19 protein-coding genes are annotated in these 24,998 nt (G+C 34.3%); 9 read left to right on the top strand and 10 right to left on the bottom strand.

Annotated elements, in window-relative coordinates:
* Positions 1 to 33 precede the first annotated feature (33 nt).
* Positions 34 to 3,522 (bottom strand): protein O-mannosyl-transferase family, encoded by a 3,489-nt coding sequence (locus AC2A1G_RS15235; RefSeq protein ID WP_484047765.1) that lies wholly within the window; start codon positions 3,520 to 3,522, stop codon positions 34 to 36.
* Positions 3,523 to 3,746: 224 nt separating this feature from the next.
* On the opposite strand from AC2A1G_RS15235, the gene AC2A1G_RS15230 reads away from it, so the two are divergent.
* The 5 genes from AC2A1G_RS15230 (at position 3,747) to AC2A1G_RS15210 (ending at position 10,198) form a co-directional block, all read left to right on the top strand.
* The gene (locus AC2A1G_RS15230) at positions 3,747 to 4,784 is read left to right on the top strand and encodes a PLP-dependent cysteine synthase family protein (protein WP_262147811.1); all 1,038 of its coding nucleotides are present in this window, start codon (positions 3,747 to 3,749) and stop codon (positions 4,782 to 4,784) included.
* A 106-nt stretch (positions 4,785 to 4,890) separates the two neighbouring features.
* The gene (locus AC2A1G_RS15225) at positions 4,891 to 6,153 is read left to right on the top strand and encodes an aminotransferase class I/II-fold pyridoxal phosphate-dependent enzyme (RefSeq protein WP_484047764.1); all 1,263 of its coding nucleotides are present in this window, start codon (positions 4,891 to 4,893) and stop codon (positions 6,151 to 6,153) included.
* Positions 6,154 to 6,599: 446 nt separating this feature from the next.
* Positions 6,600 to 7,064, top strand: a complete 465-nt coding sequence (locus AC2A1G_RS15220) for a glucosaminidase domain-containing protein (protein WP_262147815.1) — start codon at positions 6,600 to 6,602, stop codon at positions 7,062 to 7,064.
* A 129-nt stretch (positions 7,065 to 7,193) separates the two neighbouring features.
* Positions 7,194 to 8,540, top strand: coding sequence for an SGNH/GDSL hydrolase family protein (locus AC2A1G_RS15215; protein ID WP_484047763.1), 1,347 nt, complete (start codon positions 7,194 to 7,196; stop codon positions 8,538 to 8,540).
* Complete coding sequence (locus AC2A1G_RS15210) at positions 8,537 to 10,198, top strand: MBOAT family O-acyltransferase (RefSeq protein WP_484047762.1); 1,662 nt, start codon at positions 8,537 to 8,539, stop codon at positions 10,196 to 10,198. Before AC2A1G_RS15215 ends, AC2A1G_RS15210 begins: the two co-directional genes overlap by 4 nt.
* A gap of 111 nt (positions 10,199 to 10,309) precedes the next feature.
* On the opposite strand, the gene AC2A1G_RS15205 is transcribed toward AC2A1G_RS15210, so the two are convergent.
* Positions 10,310 to 11,629, bottom strand: coding sequence for a GDSL-type esterase/lipase family protein (locus AC2A1G_RS15205; RefSeq protein WP_484047761.1), 1,320 nt, complete (start codon positions 11,627 to 11,629; stop codon positions 10,310 to 10,312).
* Between the two features lie 413 nt (positions 11,630 to 12,042).
* On the opposite strand from AC2A1G_RS15205, the gene AC2A1G_RS15200 reads away from it, so the two are divergent.
* The gene (locus AC2A1G_RS15200; RefSeq protein ID WP_484047760.1) at positions 12,043 to 14,229 is read left to right on the top strand and encodes a B12-binding domain-containing radical SAM protein; all 2,187 of its coding nucleotides are present in this window, start codon (positions 12,043 to 12,045) and stop codon (positions 14,227 to 14,229) included.
* A gap of 4 nt (positions 14,230 to 14,233) precedes the next feature.
* Positions 14,234 to 14,731 carry a hypothetical protein gene (locus tag AC2A1G_RS15195; RefSeq protein ID WP_484047759.1) on the top strand — a complete coding sequence of 166 codons (498 nt, stop codon included), beginning with the start codon at positions 14,234 to 14,236 and terminating at the stop codon, positions 14,729 to 14,731.
* 4 nt (positions 14,732 to 14,735) lie between these two features.
* On the opposite strand, the gene AC2A1G_RS15190 is transcribed toward AC2A1G_RS15195, so the two are convergent.
* From AC2A1G_RS15190 to atpD, 3 genes are all read right to left on the bottom strand, one after another.
* Positions 14,736 to 15,566, bottom strand: coding sequence for a hypothetical protein (locus tag AC2A1G_RS15190; protein WP_484047758.1), 831 nt, complete (start codon positions 15,564 to 15,566; stop codon positions 14,736 to 14,738).
* 85 nt (positions 15,567 to 15,651) lie between these two features.
* A complete protein-coding gene (locus tag AC2A1G_RS15185; RefSeq protein WP_484047757.1) occupies positions 15,652 to 15,933 on the bottom strand; it encodes a FoF1 ATP synthase subunit delta/epsilon in 282 nt (93 codons plus the stop codon).
* Positions 15,934 to 16,013: 80 nt separating this feature from the next.
* Positions 16,014 to 17,522: a F0F1 ATP synthase subunit beta gene (atpD, locus tag AC2A1G_RS15180; RefSeq protein WP_484047756.1), complete on the bottom strand. Its 1,509-nt coding sequence runs from the start codon at positions 17,520 to 17,522 to the stop codon at positions 16,014 to 16,016.
* A 206-nt stretch (positions 17,523 to 17,728) separates the two neighbouring features.
* Between atpD and AC2A1G_RS15175 the strand changes: the two genes are divergently transcribed.
* A complete protein-coding gene (locus AC2A1G_RS15175; protein ID WP_484047755.1) occupies positions 17,729 to 18,649 on the top strand; it encodes a bifunctional riboflavin kinase/FAD synthetase in 921 nt (306 codons plus the stop codon).
* On the opposite strand, the gene AC2A1G_RS15170 is transcribed toward AC2A1G_RS15175, so the two are convergent.
* From AC2A1G_RS15170 to AC2A1G_RS15155, 4 genes are all read right to left on the bottom strand, one after another.
* Positions 18,646 to 21,297, bottom strand: coding sequence for a carboxypeptidase-like regulatory domain-containing protein (locus AC2A1G_RS15170; protein ID WP_484047754.1), 2,652 nt, complete (start codon positions 21,295 to 21,297; stop codon positions 18,646 to 18,648). The two genes, AC2A1G_RS15175 and AC2A1G_RS15170, sit on opposite strands and share 4 nt — an antisense overlap.
* Entirely contained in the window at positions 21,294 to 22,067 is a 774-nt protein-coding gene (locus AC2A1G_RS15165; RefSeq protein WP_484047753.1) for a GLPGLI family protein, read from the bottom strand. The genes AC2A1G_RS15170 and AC2A1G_RS15165 overlap by 4 nt, the downstream gene beginning before the upstream one ends.
* 47 nt (positions 22,068 to 22,114) lie before the next feature.
* On the bottom strand, positions 22,115 to 22,465 hold the full coding sequence (locus AC2A1G_RS15160; RefSeq protein WP_484047752.1) for a hypothetical protein: 351 nt from the start codon (positions 22,463 to 22,465) through the stop codon (positions 22,115 to 22,117).
* Positions 22,466 to 22,681: 216 nt separating this feature from the next.
* Complete coding sequence (locus tag AC2A1G_RS15155; RefSeq protein ID WP_484047751.1) at positions 22,682 to 23,041, bottom strand: MmcQ/YjbR family DNA-binding protein; 360 nt, start codon at positions 23,039 to 23,041, stop codon at positions 22,682 to 22,684.
* 159 nt (positions 23,042 to 23,200) lie between these two features.
* Between AC2A1G_RS15155 and AC2A1G_RS15150 the strand changes: the two genes are divergently transcribed.
* The gene (locus AC2A1G_RS15150) at positions 23,201 to 23,707 is read left to right on the top strand and encodes a DUF4920 domain-containing protein (protein ID WP_484047750.1); all 507 of its coding nucleotides are present in this window, start codon (positions 23,201 to 23,203) and stop codon (positions 23,705 to 23,707) included.
* A 53-nt stretch (positions 23,708 to 23,760) separates the two neighbouring features.
* Here the strand turns inward: AC2A1G_RS15150 and AC2A1G_RS15145 are convergent, their stop codons facing one another.
* A complete protein-coding gene (locus tag AC2A1G_RS15145; RefSeq protein WP_484047749.1) occupies positions 23,761 to 24,867 on the bottom strand; it encodes a M14 family zinc carboxypeptidase in 1,107 nt (368 codons plus the stop codon).
* Between the last annotated feature and the right edge of the window lie 131 nt (positions 24,868 to 24,998).

Below are 24,998 nucleotides of genomic sequence, written 5' to 3'. Positions count from 1 at the left end.
AAAAAAAACGGAACCGAAGTTCCGTTTTAAATATTACTGTATTGCCTTGAAGAGTGAATTGTTAATCTGCTCTTCTTTTTTTCTGGCAAGGTTAGAATCAATTGGCTCTATGACATCCATTAAATAAGAATAATAGGAAGTAATTTTTTGCGCATTGGCTTCAATTTCATTCTTTGCTTTCTCTTTCCCCATCGACTGGGCCTTTTTTATGAAAGCATTGAATTTCCTGTCAATAGGCTCCATAGATTTTACAAGATAATCGTAAGCTTTCTGATTCTGACCCAATTTTCTGTAAGCATCGGTAACCGCAGTCACCACCAAAGAATATTCTGCAGGTTTTGATCTCATCTGTCTGCCGATGTTTCTCTGTTCAGCAGCATTTAAAGTCAGATAGAAATCGTACTCTTCAAAAATTGCTTTCTTCAGATTTTCAGCAAGCGCCAATGCTTTTTTCTCTTGTCCTGCCATGATATAACCATTCACCATTGAGCTCAGAGATCTTGGATCATTGTATTTTTCAGCAGGAATTTCTTTTGAAGCTAAATCAAGAATTTCCAAAGCTCTTTTCTTATCACCTTGTAACGCTAAGGCTGCTGCCGCTCTGTTTGCAGACTGTCTGTAGCTGATGATATTGGAAGTGGCAGTTTCATCGAAGTGAACATTCAGATCTTTGAAATTACCCCATTTGAAATTTTTCACAATGTTGTATAAAGAATTTCCGTCTACTCTTCCCATTTCACCGTCACTGCTTCTTGGTGTATGAATTGGAACCAATCTGTAGCTGAAACCGTCGAATTGAAGATATTCATCTAAGTAGAAAATATTTTCAGGATCATAAACACCACCTGATGAGAAGTTGAGTGATCTTTTCCAGTCAAAATTAGCCAGAATATCAAACATAATCAGGTTCCCTTTATACAAAGTATTTGCCTTATAATCTACAGTGATGTGATCTACAACGTTTGGTAAATCTGCTGCAGAAATTGTTCCTGATTTTACTGCATTAGCTTTGTTTACCGGGATTACAAACTTATTTACCGGAAGGAAATTATATTTTTCGTATTTCTCTCCACCAAATATTTCCTTTAAAACTTCATCTTTTTCAGGAGACTGAATTTTAATAAATTCTACAGCCTCCTTAATCGTCATTGAATCTTTCACAAGATATCCCTGAAAGGCTTTGATAACGCTTTCTGCTGTTCCTTTTGCCTGAAGAGTTTCAAAAACATTTTTCCAGTCGCCAGGTTTCATGATGTAAATCTGATCATTTACTCCATCTCTGTAATCTTCGTGCGTTAACTGCCCAGGAACAGGCATTGCATTATACGTTCTTCTTTTTACCTGATCGATGTTCCAAGGTGTTGAAAGAAGGGTAAAATTAACCACTTTTACATCATCTCTGAATCTTTCGGTTTCCTGCATTGCCCAAACCGGATACGTATCATTATCTCCATAAACAAATAAAATATCGTCTTTAGGTAAAGATTTCAGCATAGAATAAGAATAATCGTAAGCCGTATAACGACCGCTTCTGTCGTGAACATTATAGTTTTGGAAGCCCATCATTAAAGGAATTCCAAGTAAAACAACACCAAAACCGATATTCGCTAAATTAGATTTCACTTTGGCCTGTAAGTACCATAAAATTCCTCCTGCTCCCAAACCAATCCAAATGGCAAATGCGTAGAAAGAACCTACTGTTGCGTAATCTCTTTCTCGTGGTTCGTAAGGCTTCATTCCTGTATAGAAAACAATTCCAATACTTGTTAAAATGAATAAAGATAATAGCGCATAAAATCTTCCAAAATCTCTGTTGAGCTGGAAATAGCATCCCAAAACACCCAAAAGCATTGGTAAGAAGAAAAATGCTACCGTACTTTCATTTCTGAATTTCGAAGGCATTGCATTTTGGTCACCATACAAAGCGTTATCAATAAACGGAATTCCGGAAATCCAGTTTCCTCTCGTAATTTCCTGATTACCTTCAAGGTCGTTCTGTCTTCCTGCAAAGTTCCAGAAAAGGTATCTTACAAAATAATATCCGTTTTGGAACGTGATAAAATAATGCATGTTATCTACAAAAGAAGGTCTCTGAACTTTAATTAAATTATAAGGTCTTACTTTTAAATAATCTGAAACCGAAATATCTTTATTATCATATTTAGCTTGAAGTTCGTTAAATATTTCCTGGGCTTCAGGGCTGTCTGCAATATCCGGATTGTCAAAATTAAACTCAAACTTTGGTGCGCCGTACATTGCCATATAATTTGCCATCACAGCTTTATCTTCATTATACATTCTCGGCATAAGGCTCACATGATCCTTATTGAAAACGTAATTGAATCTGTCACCTGTTTTTCTGTATGTTCCGGTTTTCTCGTCTTTTTCGTAGATTTCCCCGGTTTTATTGGTTTTAAAACTTCCGTCGTCATTTTTTTCGATACCGTTGGCATCCAAAAATGCAGTATAGTTTTGTCCGTAAATTGTTGGCCAGTCACCGTACTGTTCTCTGTTGTAATAATCAAGCATACCAATTGCGGTATCCGGATCATTAAGGTTCATCGGCGGATTTGCGTTGGCTCTGATGGGAATAACCATCCAGCAGGAGAAACCGATAACCATAAATACCGATGAAAGTGCAATCGTCTGATAAATTTTCTTTTTAGCTCTTCTTGCATATTTAATAATGAAATAAGAAACTGCAACCATCACAATAAATCCTGCAACTGTACCGGAGTGGAAAGGAAGACTTAATCCGTTTACCATGAATATTTCCAGTCTTCCGAACATTGTCATGATAAGCGGGAAAATCAGTTTAAATACAATAATTAAAATTAAAAGCGTTACACCATTGGCAACAAGGAAATTCTTCCAAGTAAATTCATAGTTTCTTGCGTAGTAAACAAGACAAACAGCAGGAATTGCCAACATACACATCATGTGAACACCTACCGAAAGACCTACAATGAAGAATATTAATACTATCCAGCGGTCAGCATCTGCTGCAAGATATTCGTTTTCCCACTTGGTAATCAACCAAACCAATAATGCTATAAACATTGAGGCCATAGAATACACCTCTCCTTCCACAGCCGAAAACCAAAATGTATCTGAAAATGTGAAACACAAGGATCCGATTACGCCTGCAAAAAGAATAGCAATCTCCTGGTGTCTGTTGATTTCTTCAAAATCCTTATTCAGAAGTCTTCTCACAAAATGCGTGATCGTCCAGAAAAGAAAGAGAATGGTGAAAGCACTGAAAAGCGCAGACATTCCGTTAATCACAATCGAATAATTTTCACCTTTACCGAAAGCAAAAATTCCTGCCACAGCACCAACGATTTGAAAAAGCGCGGCGCCCGGAGCGTGGGTCACTTCAAGTTTTACGGCAGAAGAAATATACTCTCCACAATCCCAAAAACTAAAGTTAGGTTCTATGGTTGAGAGATACGTGATAAATGCAATGGCGAATATCACCCATCCGAGAACGGTATTCCATTGCCTGAAAGTCCAGTTTTTCATAGTATTAAATCAATCATGCGAAAATAAGATTTTTAGATGATTTTATACTGATTTTAACAAAATTTAAAAAAAATGGCGTAAATTTTGGCTGCGAAATCAGAAAACTGCAAAACTTAAACATAGATTTTTAAACATCATTGCTGTAGTTTCAAACAAAAGTTTAGAGATTATTTATTTTTTTGTATTTTTGCGGTCAGATTTTTATTGAAAAAATTAATAAAATAATGAGTAATGTTTACGATAATATTCTTGGCCTTATAGGAAACACTCCTATGGTGAAGCTTAACACTGTCACAAAAGACATCCCAGCAACCGTATATGCCAAGTTAGAATCATGTAATCCTGGACATTCAACCAAAGATAGAATTGCTCTTCATATTATAGAAAACGCAGAAAAAAAAGGTTTATTGAACAGTGAATCTGTAGTAGTGGAAACCACTTCCGGAAATACCGGATTTTCTATTGCTATGGTTTGTATTATAAAAGGATACAAATGTATTCTCGCCGTGAGTGACAAAACGAAAGCGGAGAAAATTGCCTACCTGAAATCTTTGGGCGCGCAGGTTTATATATGCCCGGCCAACGTTCCGGCAAATGATCCGAGATCATACTACGAAGTTGCAAAAAGAATTGCAGCCGAAACACCCAACTCGGTTTACATCAATCAGTATTTCAACGAGCTGAATGTTGATGCCCATTATCAGACCACAGGTCCTGAAATCTGGGAGCAGACACAGGGTAAAATCACTCACCTTTTTGCTTGCACGGGAACAGGCGGAACTTTATCAGGATCTGCAAAGTTTTTAAAAGAAAAAAATCCAGACATCAAAATTATCGGTGTTGATGCTGACGGTTCTATTTTGAAAAGCTTCCACGAGACAGGAGAAATTCACAAAGAAGACGTACATCCTTATCAGATTGAAGGAATGGGAAAAAATCTGATCCCTTCTGCCCTTTTGTTTGATAAAATTGATGAGTTCGTGAGAGTGAACGACGAAATGTCTGCCTACAGAACCCGCGAGATCGCTTTGAAAGAAGCTATCATGGGAGGCTATACGACTGGAGCCGTTACTCAAGGGCTTATTCAATACGCCAATTCTCATCAGTTTGCAGAAAATGATCTTGTTGTTTTAATCTATCCTGATCACGGCTCAAGATACATCACAAAAGTCTACAGCGACAAATGGATGGAAGAACAGGGATTCATCAACAATTGCTTTCATAATTATGATGAAGTTTTCAAAACAGAAATCATCAAATAAGAAATAAAATAAAAGCCTTTTGAAAAAAAACAAAAGGCTTTTTTCATTCTATATAATTTAACTAAATTTGTTCGTTAAAATTTACAATTAAACCCTTTACAAAAAAATGGTAGATATATTTGAAAGAATAAAACAAAATCCGGGACCATTGGGTCAGTTTGCAGATTATGCAGAAGGATATTTTGTTTTTCCGAAACTGGAAGGACCTATTGGCCCAAGAATGAAATTTCAAGGTAAAGAAGTAATTTTCTGGAGCGCCAACGATTATTTGGGATTGTGCAACCATCCTGAAGTTTTGGAAGCTGATGCAAAAGCAGCGGCAGAATTCGGAATGTTTTATCCGATGGGAGCAAGAGCAATGTCAGGTGAAACCCAGCAGCACCAGCAGCTGGAGAAAGAGCTTGCAGAGTTTACACAAAAAGAAGCTTCTTATCTTTTGAATTTTGGCTATCAGGGAATGGTTTCGTGTATCGATGCGTTGGTAACGAGACACGACGTGATCGTTTATGATGCAGATTCTCACGCATGTATCGTTGACGGTGTTCGTCTGCACATGGGAAAAAGTTTTACTTTCAAACACAATGATATTGAAAGTTTAGAAAAAAACCTTGCAAGAGCAACAAAAGTAGCTGAAGAAAACGGTGGCGGAATTTTAGTAATCACCGAAGGCGTTTTCGGAATGAGAGGAATGCAGGGTAAACTTAAAGAAATCTGTGATTTAAAATCTAAATTCAATTTCAGACTTTTGGTTGACGATGCACACGGTTTCGGAACTTTGGGTAAAACCGGAGCGGGAGCTGGTGAAGAGCAGGGATGTCAGGATCAGATTGATGTGTACTTCTCTACTTTCGCTAAATCAATGGCTGGTTTTGGAGCATTTTTATCTGGAGATCATAAAATTATTCAGTTTTTGAAGTACAATCTTCGTTCGCAGATTTTTGCTAAATCTTTAACAATGCCAATGGTAATCGGAGGTTTGAAGAGATTGGAATTATTAAGAACCCGTCCGGAAATTAAAGACAAGTTATGGGAAAACGTAACTAAACTTCAGAACGGATTAAAAGAAAGAGGTTTCAACCTTGGAAATACGGATACTTGTGTAACGCCGGTTTTCATTAAAGGAACAACTATTGAGGCTACGCTTTTAGCCAAAGATTTAAGAGAAAATTACGGTGTATTCACTTCCGTGGTGGTATATCCGGTAATTCCAAAGGGAATGATTTTATTAAGATTAATTCCTACAGCATCGCATACAGACTCAGAAATCAATGAAACTTTGGCAGCTTTTGAAGGCATCAAAGAAAAACTGGAAACTGGTGTTTATGCAGAAATGGAAAAAGAAATGAACATCGAGTACAAGCAAAACTAAACTTGATTTTTCATCAATATAACTGACCATCGGAGTTTCCGGTGGTTTTTTTATGTAAATAAAAATCCGGATAACAAAACCTAATTTATTAAATATCAAATGGTTTTAGAGAATTACTGACAGTAAATTTTGAACAAAATGGTTGAAATTCTTATTTAAATTAAGATTAAACTTCTAATATTTTGAAAAAAGTGAAATATCACAAAATCAGTTAAATTCGTTACAAAATTTATTTATTTGATAAAATTTAAACATTAATTAAATAATATTCAGAGAAATAAAACATTAATGGCTATTAAATTTAAACATTTAATAAATCCTAATTTTTAACATTTTTTAACTAATTATCTTCACAGGACGCCGATTGGGCGTTATATTCTGTTAAAAATTAGGCTGTTAGATCGTGTAGGGGTAAATTTGCAACCATGATTTCAAAACATACAATTATGAAACACAGTTTTACGTACTTAAGAATTGTAATTTTGAGTTTGGTATTCAGCTTCGTTTCTTTACAGGTAAATGCACAGACACAAAGCTATATACAGAAAAACAAAACTCTCGCAGAAAAATTATCATCCAAGTACGGTATACCAAGCTCTGTAATACTTGCAATAGCATTTGTAGAAACAGGAGGCGGAACAAGCAGAAATTCCAAAGCATTAAATAATCATTTCGGGATTGTAGGCAAAAACAGTATCGGTTCAAAATACAAGCAATTTGAGTCCAAAGAAGAAAGTTACGAGGCATTTTGCAAACTGATCGTAAAAAAGAAATACTACACCGCCCTGAAAGGCACTGAGGACTTCGGAAAATGGGTAAAAGCAATTGCCAACGCAGGCTACTCTACACAGCCCGGAGAATGGATGAGAAGAATTAATTCCATCATTCACAAATATCAGCTCAAGGACTAAATTCTCAATAATTGGGAAAGGAAAAAGAAAAAAGTAAAGCTTCAAAAATATTTGAAGCTTTTTTTTATTTCATCTTGTAAGGAATACTGAAACTGATTAAATTAGCATTCTAAATTTCCCTAAAATTTTATGTTTGAAAATAAAAATTGGCGGGTGGTATCTCTGATTACCATTTGCTTCACTATATACTTTGCTGTTTCAGTAATCTGCCTCGCCTTTGGATGGAAATGGGAACCTTTTGAAAAAGTAAATCTTATTACTGATGTTTTTAAAAAAGATGAAAACAAAGATGCAGATGCCGATAAAATAAAGAAAAACAACCCTTCAAATAAAAATTTAGCGACTGATTTTGAGCTTTACAAAAAACCGAATCTTGTAACCCGTTTTTACAAGGATCAAAATGTGAATGTACTTCCCTATTTTTCGGAAAAACTTCATCAGATCAAATCGACGGGAAAAGGGAAACTGAGAATTGCTTATTTCGGCGACAGCATGATTGAAGGAGATTTGCTGACCCAGACTTTACGTCAGTTGCTTCAAAAAGAATTCGGCGGTTACGGTGTCGGTTTTCTTCCAGTGCAAACCAATGTCGGAAGTTTTAGAAAAACAGCTTCTATTAAAGGATCTGGCTGGAAGACTATAAACTTTATGGATAAGGGAGCTTCTAATATGTACATTTCCGGTTTCAGCTTCAGCGGCGGTGGAAATTCTACGTTAACTGACAAATCTGTTGGCTCCGTTCCCTCACTGCAAAAATATCTGATTTTCGGAAACGCTTCGGGTGCCAACGTTAATTTTAACGGTTCCAATATCTCGATTCAGGGAAATTCAATGGTAAATTCTCAGATGCTTTCTTCAGATACTTTAAAAACGGTCAGTTTAAGAAACAATTCTTCAGGGCTGCAGGTGTACGGGATGAGTTTTGAATCAGAAAACGGAATTATCCTTGACAATTTTTCTTTCAGGGGAATTACCGGAATTGAATTTAAAAAAATCGATGAAGACTTTTTAAAAGCCGTTCAGAGTGCCAACCATTATGATTTAATTGTCATGCAATATGGTGTAAACCTTCTCTGGAAGCCCGATACAAAAGATTTCTCTTTTTACACCAAAAATATGAAACCTGTTTTGGAAAAATTCAACAAAGCTTTTCCTAAAACTGATATTTTACTCGTAAGCAGCGCCGACAGAGCCTTTATGTATAACGGAACTTACGAAACGGCCACCGGCTTGCCCAATGTTCTCGAAACTCAGGCGAAACTTGCCTTCGATTATAATTTAGCCTTTTTCAATCTATTTGAAACAATGGGTGGAAAAAATTCTATCGTCAACTGGGCCTTACAGGATCCACCTTTGGCAAATAAAGATTATATTCACCCAAATGCCCGAGGAACAGATGTTCTAGCTCAAAAAATATATCAGGCGCTGATTAAAGATTACAAAAAATACAAACCAACTAGCTCGAACACAAAATGAAACAGTTAGAAAACTTTTTTTCTTCATTTGACTGGAATGCTTTTCTAAACCAGTTTCTCTACGATCCAAAAAATCCTTTACTCTTCAATAATGGGTTTTTTGTGTATTTTTTCACACTCTTTATTCTGCTTTTTTTTCTGTTAAAAAATCATCATACCGCAAGAAGGTATGTCTTCACTTTTTTTTCACTCTACTTTTTTTATAAGGCGAGCGGATGGTTTGTAGGATTGGTGGTAGTTTCAGCGCTCATTAATTTTGCATTATCCAATCTTATTTACAGGTCAAAGGTAAAATCCGGAAAGACCTCGCTTCTGATTTTAAGTATTGTGATCAACCTTGCGATTTTATTTTATTATAAATACACCAATTTTTTCATTACAATTTCCAATGAAATTTTTACGACAGAACTTCATCCTTTGCATATTATTTTGCCAATCGGGATCTCGTTTTTCACGTTTGAAAATTTAAGCTACACCATCGACGTTTACCGTGGCGATTTTGAACCTGCAAAAAAGTTTACAGATTATTTACTTTTCCTCTCATTTTTCCCGAAACTGATGATGGGACCGATTGTAAGAGCACACGATTTCGTTCCGCAGATCAATAAACCCTATATCATCTCTGAACGTGATTTTGCGATGGGATTTTATCTGATCGTCTCAGGTTTAATAAAAAAACTGGTGATTTCAGATTATATCACACTTAATTTAGTTAATTATATTTTTGATACACCTTCACTTCACGCCGGACTCGAAAATCTGTTTGCAGTTTATGGTTATGCGATGGTAATCTATTGTGATTTCAGCGGTTACAGTGATATTGCGATTGGGATTGCACTTTGGCTAGGATTTAAAATTCCGGCCAACTTTTTCTCGCCTTATCAGAGTAAAAATATTACGGAATTCTGGAGGAGATGGCACATTTCACTGTCTTCATGGCTCAAAGATTACCTTTATATTCCTTTGGGTGGAAACAGAAAATTTTCTATTGCTTCGATTATTTTTGTGACCTTATTTTTAGTCGGCGCATTTTTAATGTCGGTCAATTTGTTTAAATTAAATTACATATACGCATCTTTAGTTTCGATAGTTCTGCTTCTGATTTTTCTCCTTCCTGCGATTATTACCAAAAACTCAAAAGGAATTGCTGCTAATTTCAACCTTCTGACGACGATGCTTTTAGGCGGATTCTGGCACGGAGCAAGCTGGAATTTCATCATCTGGGGAGCCATTCACGGTATTGGACTTGGTTTGCATAAAATATGGATGCTTCTGACCGGAAAAGCACTTTCCGGAATCAATAATTCTTTGGTTTACAGAATTGTGATGGGAGTTTTTACATTCCATTTTGTATGTTTTGGGTGGATATTTTTCAGAGCGGAAAATTATGATTCGGCTATAACGATGATCAATCAGATCATCTATAATTTTGATGCAGAAGTATTTTTGCCGTTCTATGATAATTACAAAAAAGTAATCTGGATGATTGTTTTTGCGATGATGATTCACCTGATTCCTGATGACTGGGCAGAAAAAGGAGTTTTAAAATTAAAAACAATTCCTCTGGCAGCATACATTTTAGTATTTTTTGGATTTTTAATTCTCTACGGATACTTTAAATCTGCCGAACAGGTTTTACCGATTTACCTTCAGTTTTAAGTAGTTTATAGCAATTGGCTCTTGGCGAATGGCTTTGAATCCAGTAATTTAAAAGTTAAAAAATAAATGATTTAATTTTTACAAATACTAAAAACATAAAGACCTGCAGAATCAATTCTCTGCAGGTTTTTTTATCGCTTTCCAAATCGCTTCAGCGTGGTTTTCGTAGCCGGGTTTCAGATAATGAACTCCATCACCACTCGCCTCTTTTCTTACCTGAGCTTTCTTGAAAGATCCTTTTCCACCTGTTGCTTCAAAGAGATCAAAAAAAGCGGTATTATTTTGTTTTGCGCTCTCTTCAATCCAGCTTATCACTTCAATCGTTCGGTTTTCTTTTGGCGAATTATCAGGCGGACCAATCAGTAAAATTGGCAAATTTGGATTTTCATTTCTGAATTTGGAAATCACATCAGATACATTTTTTTGAAATTCTTCCTTTTCAACTTTTCCGAAAGCTTCGTTCGTCCCCAAAGCGATGATGAGAACATCAGACTTCATTTTTGAAAGCTGTTCCAGCTGAAGCGGGAATTTTAAAAAGTCAGAATAAGTGGCTCCGTTCACGCCGACCGTATTGAAAACAATTCCTTTTTTCACATTTTTCAGAAACTGGAAACCATAAAATGTGTTGCCCTGAGGATTATTTGTTTTTAGTAAAAATACATTCTGAGGACTTTTAAAATCAATTTCAGTTTTGGTACTGTCGAATTTATATGAACCAATTTCTTTTATATTTTGTTCAAAATCAGGATTATAAATTAAAAAATTTCTTTCAACTTTATAAGCTGAGCCTGCTTTCGGATTTAAAATTTTGTCGCCGTTCAAGGCACGTAATTTTGTAGTAGTTGTATTGTATTGAGACACAATTTCATGAAAAGTTTGATTCGCTGAAGCTGTGTGATTCAGCTTTTCTGTTTTTTTCTGAACAAAATCTTTCAGAGATTGCTTTTCAGAATAAAGAGAAAAATTTCCTCCATTCATTTTAGCATCATTGTAAATCACCACTTTATCAAAACTGTCTTCAGGATTTTTAAAAATGATTTCTAAAAAAGAATCTTCTTTATTTCCAATCACAAATCCGGCAGCTCCGATTTGTGGAAAAACCTTTTGTTCATGCACCAACCGGAAGGTTTCCCAAGGCTGATTACTCACCGACGAAAAATCTTCAGCACCATTGGTATTGGCAACCTGATACGGAAAAACCAAACCGCGACCTGCATTTCCGTACTGATCCTGAAATTTCTTTCTGAGATAACCTGTCAAATGATCAGCCTGAATGTGAGAATCTCCGATAAAAAGAATTTGGGTAACCTGATCTTTATTTAATTTTTCTAAAAAAGGTTTTAAAATTGTTTCATTTTCAATATTTTGCGCTTTTACATTGAATGAAAATGCCAAAAATGCTGCTGATAAAATCGTATGGGAAAATTTCATACTGTGAATTTAGAAATTTTTATATGAAAATAAAATTTAGCATTATTGTTTTAAAGACATTATTCAAGAATTTTACTTAATAATTCTAAATTTGTATGCCTGAAAAAATTTGAAAATGAAATTTAACATCAAAATACTTGATGCTTTAAAACCATTTACGAATGTCTGCAATTAGTAATTAACTAATTTTTAAGAGTTTGTTTGTCATTCCGTAGGAATCTCAACATACTCAAATTAAAGCAGTTTAGATTCCTACGGAATGACAAAATGACTGCTGATTTTTGTAGTAAGATTAAAAACAAACGATCCAAAAATCAAACTTTTAAATCAATTTTTCAACCTAAAATATTAATCCGGATAAAAAGGAATCAATCATTCTGATTATAAAACGTAAATTTGCAAAAAAATTTTTGTTGAAAGATCTGCTTCTCATAACTCCGCCTTTTACGCAACTCAATACGCCCTATCCTGCCACAGCTTATATCAAAGGTTTTTTAAATACAAAAAACATTTCGAGCTACCAGACAGATTTGGGTATTGAGGTAATCTTGGAATTGTTTTCAAAAAGAGGCTTAACAAAAATATTTCGTGAGGAAATTTCAATTCAAAATCTTTCAGAAAATTCACAGCGGATTTTCAGTTTAAAAGATGAATATATCAAAACCGTAGATCAGGTCATTTCATTTTTACAAGGGAAAAATCCTACACTCGCTAGACAGATTTGTTCGATGAATTTTTTACCCGAAGCTTCCCGTTTCAATCAGCTGGATGACATGGAATTTGCCTTCGGAAATATGGGACTTCAGGATAAGGCTAAACATCTGTCTACATTATATTTAGAAGATTTATCTGATTATATAGTTGAAGCTGTAGATTCTGATTTTGGCTTCAGCAGATATGCCGAAAGATTGGGTAAATCTGCCAATTCTTTTGATGAATTGTACGCTAAAATTTTAGGCAAAAAAACTTTTATAGATGAAATTACCTTAGAACTTTTGGATGAAAAACTGAAACTTGTTGAACCCAAATTAGTCTGTTTTTCTATTCCGTTTCCTGGAAATTTATATTCTGCTTTTCGGTGTGCAAAATTAATTAAAGAAAAATATCCTCACATAAAAACTGCGATGGGTGGCGGTTTTCCGAATACGGAACTGAGGGAAATAAAAGACAGAAGAGTTTTTGAATTTTTCGATTTCATCACTTTGGATGACGGAGAAGTTCCTTTGGAATTGCTTTGCGAAAATTTAAATAAAGCAGAAAATTTAGAATTTAAAAGAACCTTTTTACTTGAAAATGAAGAGGTTGTTTATAAAAATAATTCCAAACGTCACGATTATAAGCAGGCAGACATCGGAACTCCCGATTACACTGATTTACAGTTAGATCAATACATTTCTGTGATCGAAATTGCCAATCCAATGCACAGTTTGTGGAGCGACGGACGATGGAATAAGCTCACAATGGCACACGGCTGTTACTGGGGAAAATGTACTTTTTGCGATATTTCTCTTGATTATATCAAAATTTACGAACCCATTTCTGCCAAAATTCTGGTCGACAGAATGGAAGAACTGGTTGCCCAAACAGGAGAAACGGGATTTCATTTTGTAGATGAAGCCGCTCCACCAGCTTTAATGCGTGAAGTTGCTCTTGAAATTTTGAGAAGAAATCTGGTCGTAACCTGGTGGACCAATATTCGTTTTGAAAAAAGTTTCACGCGGGATTTATGTTTTTTATTAAAACTCTCAGGTTGCGTGGCCGTTTCCGGTGGATTGGAAGTAGCGAGTGACCGATTACTAAAATTAATAGATAAAGGAATTTCTGTAGAACAAGTTGCCAAAGTGACAAGAAATTTCACGGAAGCAGGAGTGATGATTCATGCCTATCTGATGTATGGCTACCCGACTCAGACAATTCAGGAAACTGTTGATTCTTTGGAAATGGTTCGCCAACTTTTTGAAATGGGAATTCTGCAGAGTGCTTTTTGGCATCAGTTTGCGATGACGGCACATTCTCCGGTTGGACTTAATCCGGAAGAATTTGGAGTAACACCTATCAAGCAGGAAATTTTATTTGCCAACAACGATATTGATTTTACAGACAAAACCGGAATTGATCATGGCAAATTTAGTTTTGGATTGAAAAAATCTCTTTTCAATTACATGCACGGAATTAATTTTGAAATTCCTTTGCAGGATTGGTTTGATTTTAAAATTCCACGTACAACAGTTCATCCAGATTATATTCATGATTGTTTGCTGGAGGAAGAGGATTTTAAATTTAAAGGCAATTCAAAAATCCTGTTTTTGGCGAAAAATGTAATCGCTGAGAATCGTTTAAAAAAGAAAAAACAAACTGAATATCCGTACACCAAAATTACAGTCCATCTAAAGACAAATGTCGTAAGCATCGATCTGGAGCCTGATCACGCAGAATGGTTGATGAAAATGATGAAGAAAAATTATGTGGATCAGTCGCAAAAATTTACACTTCAGCAACTTAAAAATCAATTCGAAGAAAATTTTGAAGACTTTGAATTATTCTGGTTTTCAAAACAGATGCAGCAGCTGAAGGAGAATGGAGTTATTTTGAATTTATAAAATAATGATAGAGCTTAAAAAAAATATTGAATCCCATTATGTAACCTCTTACGGTGCAGAGGTTGGAGAGGTCATTTGTTATATTTTCGAGCGGACTTTACAAAGTGATCCTCTACGAGATTTTATTTTCTCAACAAGAGACTATAGCTATTTTTTCAAACAAACTAATGAAATTGATAAAAGCTATTTGTCAAAAATATCTTTTTCTAATATTAAAGATATAATTATTTCTGCGATAATAAAGGAAACAAAATATAATGATCATTTTATGTCTTGGGAGAGAGGTAGAGAATATTTAGATATTTTTCTTGAGGACCTAAAAGATTTCGAAGAAGTTTACACTAATTCGTATTGGGAAAAATCCGATAATCAAAACGGAAACATCAGTGAATTTGATATGACTGGTTGGACAGGTATAAGTTTAAATTATTGGTATGACTACGGATTTATCGTAATTACTCCTACAAAAATTGGTGTGTTGTGGTTTGGAGAAGATAGTTAAAAATTTATTTTTTATCTTTTTCAATTCCATCTTTTGTCACTTCACCAACAATAATTTTTTCCTGCGGTTTTATAAAATTGGGATCCATGATTGCCATTCTCTCGGCGATGGCTTTGTAAGTGGGGAATTTCAAAATTGATGCCCGACCCGACATTTCCCTGTATAAAGTGAATGTTTTTCCTCCTGCACTTTTGAGTTGTTTTGTCGTCGTGATGTACCTTCCGATATACTTACTTTTGGCATCGTAAATTTCAATATCTACAAATGTTTTATCTGAAATTGTCTCTTCAGAACCAAAACTCACGGGCAGATTGGTAAAGTAACCTACTGGTTTTCCGTTACTTAATATTTCTCCAACATTGTTGACTGTAATGTTTAATTTGTCAACTTTAGACTTGATGCTGTATGCGTCTTTCGTACGGTTATCAAATTTACGCTTGGGGGAATTTGTAAAAATAGCATCCAGATTTTTAATATTGATTCCTCTGTTGTCAATTACTTTTAATTCTTTGATACAGGTGAAAACCGCAGATTTTTCTTCACCGGAAAATGCAGAAGGCGAAATATAATCCATCTCCAATGTTTTATCCTGATTGTAAATCCGGTTGAGTTTGATGTAACTGTCGCGCACAGAATCGGTTACACTTTTGTCGACAAATTCTATGGTGTACATAGGCGTCTCCTTGAGATCCATAAAAGTGTAGATTCCACTTTTGTAATTCACTTTGGCAACGTGAACGCCGTCTATCGTTACAATTCCTCTTTTGGTTTTAATTACCTGAGCATTAAAAACAGCGCTGCAGACCGAAAATAAAATTGCGAAAAATATTCTCATGAAGACAGATTATGATTTGGTTGAATAAAAAAAAGTGTAACAAAGTTACACTTTCCTTGAAAATATATTTAGCTTTTCAATTTAATTATTCGCAAAGGATGATTCCTTTGTTATGATTAAACTCTACAACACCGCTTTTGATCGGGAAAGAAAAAATAGAATCTTTATCATTTTCCTTGGTAAGGTTTTTTGCAAAAGCTTCGTCCACAGACTGTGTAAAAAGTTTTACTTTACCACCAACGAGTGAAGAAACGATTCCTGCGTGATTTTTCATGATATGAAATTCACCATTTTTCCCGGGAAGCAAAACTGAACTTACTTCTCCTTCAAAAACTACGTGTTCCGGTGTTAAAATTTTTATATTCATCTAAACAAATTTGAAATTTGATGTTTGAAATTTGAAATTACTTATCGAATCTCAAATTTCAAATCTCAAATTGTTATTATTTAAGCGTTGTCCGCCAACATTTTTTCTCCAGCTTCGATTGCCTCCTCGATAGTTCCTTTCAGGTTGAAAGCAGCTTCCGGTAAGTGATCCAATTCACCATCCATAATCATGTTGAAACCTTTGATGGTATCTTTGATGTCTACCAAAGATCCTGGGATACCTGTAAACTGTTCTGCAACGTGGAAAGGCTGAGAAAGGAATCTCTGAACTTTTCTTGCACGGTAAACTACAGATTTATCTTCTTCAGAAAGTTCTTCCATACCAAGAATCGCGATAATATCCTGAAGCGCTTTGTATCTCTGAAGAATTTCTTTTACTCTCTGAGCACAGTCATAATGTTCTGCACCAATGATTTCCGGAGCCAAAATTCTTGACGTAGAAGCCAATGGATCTACAGCCGGGTAAATACCTAATGAAGCAATTTTTCTGTCCAATACAGTTGTTGCATCCAGGTGAGCAAACGTTGTAGCAGGAGCAGGGTCAGTTAAGTCATCCGCAGGTACATAAACTGCCTGTACTGAAGTAATTGAACCGTTTTTTGTAGAAGTAATTCTTTCCTGCATCGCACCCATTTCAGATGCCAAAGTCGGTTGGTAACCTACCGCAGAAGGCATACGACCTAAAAGTGCAGATACCTCAGAACCAGCCTGTGTAAAACGGAAGATATTGTCAACGAAGAAAAGTACGTCTCTACCCTGTCCTGTTTCACCACCGTCTCTGTAATATTCAGCTAAAGTAAGACCGGAAAGTGCTACTCTCGCTCTTGCTCCTGGCGGCTCATTCATCTGTCCGAAAACGAAAGCAGCTTTAGATTCTTTCATAACCTCAAGGTCAACTTTAGAAAGATCCCATCCACCGTTTTCCATAGAATGCATGAAATCGTCACCGTATTTAATAATACCAGATTCAAGCATCTCTCTCAAAAGGTCATTTCCTTCTCTCGTTCTTTCACCTACACCGGCAAAAACAGAAAGACCACCGTGTCCTTTTGCAATATTGTTAATCAACTCCTGAATCAATACCGTCTTACCTACACCTGCACCACCGAACAATCCGATTTTACCTCCCTTTGCGTAAGGCTCAACCAAGTCGATTACTTTAATACCTGTGAATAAAACTTCTGCAGAAGTTGAAAGTTGATCAAATTTCGGAGCTGGTCTGTGAATTGGAAGACCACCTTCCTTAGAAATATTCTGAAGTCCGTCGATAGCATCACCTACAACGTTGAAAAGTCTTCCGTTTACAGCATCACCGATCGGCATTGTAATAGGATTACCATATCCGATTACTTCCTGACCTCTCTGAAGACCGTCTGTAGCATCCATAGCGATACATCTTACTGTATCTTCGCCAATGTGCTGCTCAACTTCCAATACTACTTTTTCACCGTTTTGTTTAATAATTTCCAGTGCATCATAAATGCTTGGTACCGCTTCTACGTTTGAAAACACAACGTCGATTACCGGACCAATAATTTGAGAAATTTTACCTTTTATTTGGTTTGCCATTGCTAAATTTTTTCTTGGTGCAAATATAATGATTCTTCATAAACACGCAATTGCTAAAAAAAAGATTTTTATCATACTTTTTTACTAATTTACCAATGTACCTGTCTAGCAATTTACCAATCATTTAGAAACCAAAAACATTGGTACATTATTACATTGGTACATTGTTACATTATCTTTATATTTGCAGTCAAATTTTTTTCAGGTTGAAAGTTTTCAAAAATTTTAGCGATTATCAGTCTCAGAAGCCGTTGGCGTTGTCTTTGGGAATGTTTGACGGGGTTCATTTGGGGCATAAAAGCATCATTGATGAGCTTACAACAATTGGTTCTGAAAAAGATCTTGATACTGCAATTCTTACCTTTTGGCCACATCCTAGGTTTGTTTTTAATCCTCAGGAAGACTTAAAGCTCCTCAATACTTTAGACGAAAAAAAAGTTCTCATAGAAAAGTACGGTATTACAAACCTTTTCTTAAAAGAATTTGATGAAGAATTCAGAAATCTTACCGGAGAAGAATTTGTAAGACAGATTTTAGTTGAAAAATTAAATGTAAAATATTTAATTGTTGGCTACGATCATGTCTTCGGAAAAAACAAAAGCGGAAACTTTGAGTTGCTTCAAAAACTTTCAAAAGAACTCGATTTTCAGGTCGAACAAATGGAAGCGATTAATATTCATGAAAATAACATCAGCTCTACCAAAGTCCGGAATGCTTTATTAAATGGAAACATTACTGAAGCTAACGAAATGCTCGGTTACTCCTACTCTGTTTCCGGAACTGTAGTTCACGGGAAAAAACTGGGAAGAACAATCGGTTATCCAACTGCCAATATTGAAACAGAAACTCTGAAACTTTTACCTAAAAAAGGCGCTTACATTGTTGAAGTTTTTATGAAAGATCAACAATACAGAGGAATGCTCAGCGTCGGTACAAACCCTACCGTTAATGGTGAAAAATTAACTGTGGAAGTGTATATTCTTGATTTTGAAGGTGATATTTATGAAGAAAAAATCACTGTGAAATTCAGAGATTTTCTTCATGAGGAAATTAAGTTTGAAGGGATTGAAAAGTTGGTTGAGAGATTGAATGAGGATAAGAGGTTGACTAAGGAGTTTGGGTTTTAAAAATTTTTATTAATTCCAAAAACAATATGGAGAGGCATCAATCTCTGAGTATACAAACTTTCACTAATATTATTGATTGAATATCTTTGAATACTGTTCGAGTTTAGCAGATTATTTCCTTGAACAAAAATATTAAAATCATACTTTTTCGAAATATAATTAATCTTTATATCCCAAAACTGTGTGGTTTTTTGATCAGTATTTCCAAATTTATAATATTCAAGATAAGATTCTATTCTGAATTGGGGATTAATTGTAAAATACAGATTAGCAAATCCCTTTTGATCCATGTAACTATTTGAATTTACTTCAGAAGTAATTTTATTAAATATCCAATCATATCCAAATTCGTAATTAACAAATTTTGTCCATCCGGATTTCATTTCGACACCTAACTTCCAGTTTGTAAATTTTGTTTGGATTAATGGCTGATTATTTATACTGTTCTCATAATCAGAAAGATTGTAAGACGCTAAAATACTAAATCTGGATTTTACAAATTTCAGATATTTCCTCAACTCCAGTTCGGAAGATAAATTACTGTTATTTTTAACTAAAATTGTTTGATTAAAAGTATAATCAGGATTCACAATCATATTGCTAGACAGATAATCTTCATTTCGGAAAAAATTGATATTGAAGTTTAAATATTCAGACATTTGACTTCCTAAATTATAACTGAATCCCAGATTGTAACTTGGCAGAACAGTAAAATCAGTATTGTTTTTACGAAAGTTTCGATTCCCTTGATAGATATAATGAGTGTAAACATCATTAATAGAAATGGTTGAAAATTTTCTTCCTGCGTTCATATTAAAATTTCCTGTTTTTCTGTTTTGATATCCAATATTTGCAGATGGAGCAATATAAAAACCGTTTTGTTTATGTTGATTTAAGTCAGAGTGAATCATCTGGTTTAAAATGGTAAATCCATAATTCCATCTTTTGTTTTTTTTGTTATATTTTGCCTGTGCAAAAACGGTGTTCTGAAGATAATCTGTTTGATTTATAAAATCTCTGCGGTCAAAATTTATCACTTCATTATTTAACGTCAATAATTGTAAATCAGAATTCATTATATCTTTTCGGAATTCATTCCCTAACTGTAATTCCAAATTGTGTTCTTCTGCGTACTTTTTCAGATAGGAAATTTTTGCTCCGGCAAAATTCATTTTAGAATCGATTGTCTGATTTATTTTCTGAGCATTTGGATTATTAAGAATTTTTGCAAAAACATCATTTTCGTCGGTAAAATCATAAGGTCGGTTTTGAAAAATGTATCTTGCTACTGCAACTATAGCTTTGGAAGAATCTATCTTTCTGGTGTAAGTTAAGCGATTTTCATTAGCAAAAAGTCTGTTTTCTCCAATTTGGTTGTTGAGTTGTTGATTAAATAAAAAAATGTTGTTATTGTTTTCATTTAATGATGATACTTTATTATAAAACTGAATATTGGAATTGTTTTTAAAATCTTTTGAAATTTCCAGTTTTCCGATAATATTTCTATTGTTCTGTTTCCAGGTTTTACTCTCAACATTCACAAAATCCAATCCGTCAAAATTAAATTTGTAAAGAGAATTAATATAATTTCTGTTTTCAGTTTCGTTGAAAATCGTAACAAATTTCAACTTCCAATTGGTTTTGAAATTATAAATATAATTAAATGAGACAAGTTTATCATTATTAAAATTAGTGCGTTTGTCATCAAACTGAAAATTTTTCTGATGTAAATTGACTGTTGAAAGCGTATTAATATTTGTTCCAACATTCTCTGCATCATTATCAGAACTTGGGTTGATGAGATACTCTACTCCTTTCATCTCGTTTAATCCCAAATTATTTGCATTGGCGAGCAGATATATTTTCTTACGTTTTGTAAAATTCATCAGATTAAACTTTCCCTGCCTCATATCTTCCACATAACTGGTAGAAGCCAGTAATACATTGCCAAACCATTTTCCTTTGGCATCCTCTTTCAAAGTAAGATTTAGTGCTATTCTTTCTGAATCTTCAATATTTTTCAGAAGTTTGTTTTTAGAATAATTTTTAAGAACCTGAACCTTTTCCACCGGTTTTGATGGCATATTTTGCGTGAGCGTCTGATATCCTCTTTCAAAAAGGTCATCATTTTCCACCATCACTCTTTCTACTTCTTTGTCTCCAAATTTTATTTTTCCATCATTTTGAATCTTAATGCCTGGAAGCTTTTTCAGTAACTCTTCAACATTCTGTTCTGTTCCATTTGCAAAATTTTTGGCAGTGAATTCTATTGTATCCTTATTTATCTTTATCGGAGTTGACCTTGAAATTACAACTTCTTTAATTTCTTTCACATTCTGCCTTTCCAAATGTATGTTTTTGAAATCAAAATTTTCACCTCTTTTAATTATGGAAAGCGGAATTTTTTTGGTGATGTAGCCTATTGCAGATAATTGTAACTTAAAGCTACCAAATTGATCTGTGTTCAATAAAAAACTTCCGTCTTTATTGCTAAAGACGAAAGTTGTAATGTTATCCTGTGAATCCAGTAGAATCACGTTGGCTCTTGAAATCTCCTGCTTATCTTCTGAAAATACTACACCTCTTATCTCTGTTTGCGCGGAGATATTTAAGAATAATATGAAAGAAAGTAAACATAAGTATTTCATTTATGTTTTTCAGGTTCAGAATTGTTCCATTCAAAATTTAATTCTCTCATTAAAGATCTAATATGTGGAATAGTATAGTTTGTAATACCTTTAGGTAAATTTGAAAGACTTTGTTCCTGAATTGATTTTAGATAAGCATCCTCTTTAATAATGTAATCTTGATATTTGGCAATTTTTTTTGGATCATAATCATTTAAGAAGTCAGAAACACTTTGTGGAATCTTATATAAAGATTTACTCATAACTTCAATGGCTTCATATCCATTAACCCCATCTATATCTTCAACTTTTAAAATCAGGCCGGGAAGACCATCAAGTTTCCAAGGACCTAATGAAACTGGAATTTCGCTGGTAAACCAAACAATATATTTTCTTCCTCTGAACTCGCCTGATGCTTTGTAGCAGGTATAGCCGACTATGATTTTTTTTTCTTTACCAATTTTCCAATTTATTTTATTCTTAATATCTTCTATTAGAAACTGCTCTCGAGTTCTTGGAAAGGCTTTTATCAATTTAACAGAGTTAATATCATCTAATTTTTTAAACATCTTCTGTCCACCTCTGCTTATGTTGTAATTTTCTAAAATCGATTTTATTGGTAAATTATCTTTCTCAACGTAATCGAAATAAAAAGTATTAATTTCATCAAAGATTAGAAATTCTCTCCCAGTATCATACGATGATTTAAATTGATATTCGACAATAGTTGCTTGGGAAAACAAATTAACGCCCATTAATAAAATGATGAAATTAAATATTTTTGTTTGCATCGATTATTAAATATTGGTTACAAGAAATTTTTAAGAGACTTCAATATTTACGGATATTCAGGGTGAGGATCAGGTCCTAAAGGACATCCATCCACGTGCGAAATGATAACTGTATGTTCTCCTTCAGGTTGAGATGCTCCACATTCATATGTCAAATAAGCTGTTGTTGAAGGTGTGCTGCTACCATCGCAATTATAACTTCTTGTTACAAATTGAGTAGAACAAGATTTTCTAAGAAATTCTTCTACTTCAATTTTATTAATTAAATTTTTTGATTCCATATCGAGGTCTTTTCCTATTTCGACATAAATCTCTTTACTTAAATTATCTGAATTACCTGCCAAAGCAAATCCAGATACTCCTACTGTTAAGAACAGTCCTAAAATGATTTTTTTCATTTAATAAATTTTTAATGTTAAAATTAGTTTTGTGTTTAAACTTTTTGCGCATTTGGTTTCAACTCTCCAAAGAAAAAAAAAAAAAAAATAATTCACAATAGGGTTTGTCACTTTTTTTTGACAAATATATTATGTTAACCACCTTGTTTGCTGAAAATTATAAACAATTATTAATCACTATTCATTAAAAATATTTAGATTTATTTTGTGAAAAATTTAAACTATTAAATTCTCGATTTCCTCTCTCATTTTTTTAGTCAAAGATTTAAACACAAGTTCATACGAATGATCAATCAGTTTTAAAATCAAATCCTTTTTTAAACCATCTAAAGAAACAGAATTCCAGTGGGTTTTATTCATGTGATAAGCTCCTGTAATTTGCGGATATTGTTCTCGAAGTTCTTCACTCCACTCGGGATCGGTTTTTACTGAGATCTGAAGTGGCTGTTTTTCCAGAGACATCAACAGAAACATTTTGCTTCCTACCTTCAAAACCAAAGTTTCATTATCAAAAGGAAAGCTTTCTGTAACTCCCTTTTTGGCTAAACAATATTCTAAAACTTCGTTGGCATCCATCTTTTTATTTTTTGACGAATTTAATAAAAACCATGAAATGAGCATGTCTTAAATTATAATTATAGCCCTCCGGATGAAAAATTATTAATAAAATGTATGATTTTAATCTCTTTTTTAATTGTATTCATAAATATTAGTATTTTTGTAAAAATTATTTTTATGAAAATTAAATCATTAATATTAGTTCTGGCAGTAAGCGCATCTACTTTTGCCTTTGCACAGGAATCTCCGAAAGCAGGTCCACCAGCAGGAAACGCAATTGTGGGAGATACTTACGGATCAACTGTTGCTTCACAATCTGAATCTAAAGCAATAAACGTTGACAAGCTTGGAAAAAAGCTTAAAAAAGAAAAGAAAATTGAAAAAGTTGCTGTAAAAGGAACTGTAACTGATGTTTGCCAGAAAAAAGGATGTTGGTTGACAATCAAAACTGAAGACAATTCTGAATTTTTTGTAAAAATGAAAGATTACGCATTCTTCGTTCCAACCGCTTTGAAAGGTAAAAACGTAGTGATGGACGGAACTGCAGAGGTAAAAACAATCTCCGTAGACGAACAAAAACACTATGCAACCGATGCTAAAAAATCTCAGTCTGAGATCGATGCGATTACAAAGCCGAAAGAAGAAATCAGATTTGTAGCTACAGGAATTAAAGTAGTGAACTAATATTAAAAAAAGACAATAAATTAAGGCGGAACTTTTGGTTTCGCCTAATTTTTTTATTCAATTTTGAAGCTTACGACTTCATCTAATTTCGGATATTTTGTTTCTGAAATAAATTTCTTTCCTGTACAGTCGATCTCTTTCCAGCCCTGTCTCTTTTTCACATCGCCGACTGCTGCGACATACGGAACAAAAGTGATTTCATCAGTTCCTTCCTCATACGTCTCTTTATACTGAACGGCGATATCCAAAATACATTCGTGGTCAGTATTCAACTTTACGTTTCTGTAAATAAGATCATAATGCGATTCTATGTTCTCAGGAATATTAAAATACTTTTCCCAATCCAAAGTCTCTCCCTTTAATTTTGCCATTGAATTTAGGGCATAATACAAAGCGAGTGTATAGTATTTTCTTGTTTCCTTCCTCAGATAATCATCCTGAAAATGTCCGCCTTCGAAAAGTATTGTGGGCAAGCCTGCTTTAATAAAATTATCTCCGGTAGAAGTGGGATAAAACTCGTCAGAATACCGACCGACATGGTTCGGAATGAGCTGTTGCAACGCATCATTGACTTCCGAGATGACCGCCATGCATTTCTTTCTGTTTTCAGTTATCTTCCTTTCTGCGTCTTCGGATGGTGCCAAAAACGAAAGCGTTGCTGGGTGGATGGAATCTGTTGTAAAAATTGTACGTTGCTCATGAAGATTAAGGGCATAATCATAGTTTCCTTCAACAATAACTTTTTTCAGATGCTGCAGTTCAAAACTCTGATTTGCATGGAAATCTCTGTTAAGATCCAATTCCTGAGCGTTTAACCGTGTCCATCTCTGTGATCCGTCCGGATTAAGCATGAAAATAAAATCGAGTTTTATCTGAATCAACAGCGTATTCTTTATTTCACTTTCATTTTCCAGACTAAAAAGCAAATCCAACATCGCATGCGTCGCATTAGACTCGTTTCCGTGCATCTGCGACCATGCAATAATATTCACAGAACCATTTCCTACACTCAGGCAGTAAATCGGTTGGTCAAGATATGATCTGCCAATCTCAGTAATTAAATCGCTGTAATTGTTCTGTAGGTGAAAAAATAATTTTTCAGGAGAAATATAGCGGTTTGGAAAGTCAGGATTAGGTTTGTAAAACTCTTCAAAATTCATTGTGCATTAATTTACATTGTTCAAAAATACTACAATTTCAGAAAAGTAAAAAATTAACATTTGTAACTTAGTTAAACAATGTAAATTGACAGTTTGTCTGTGGGTAAAATTGTTAATTAAATTATATTTAA

The organism is Chryseobacterium sp. HNCC26DJ240 (assembly GCF_057180485.1).
Note: the sequence above shows the minus strand (reverse complement) of the source record. Positions and strands in the feature narration are given on the sequence as shown.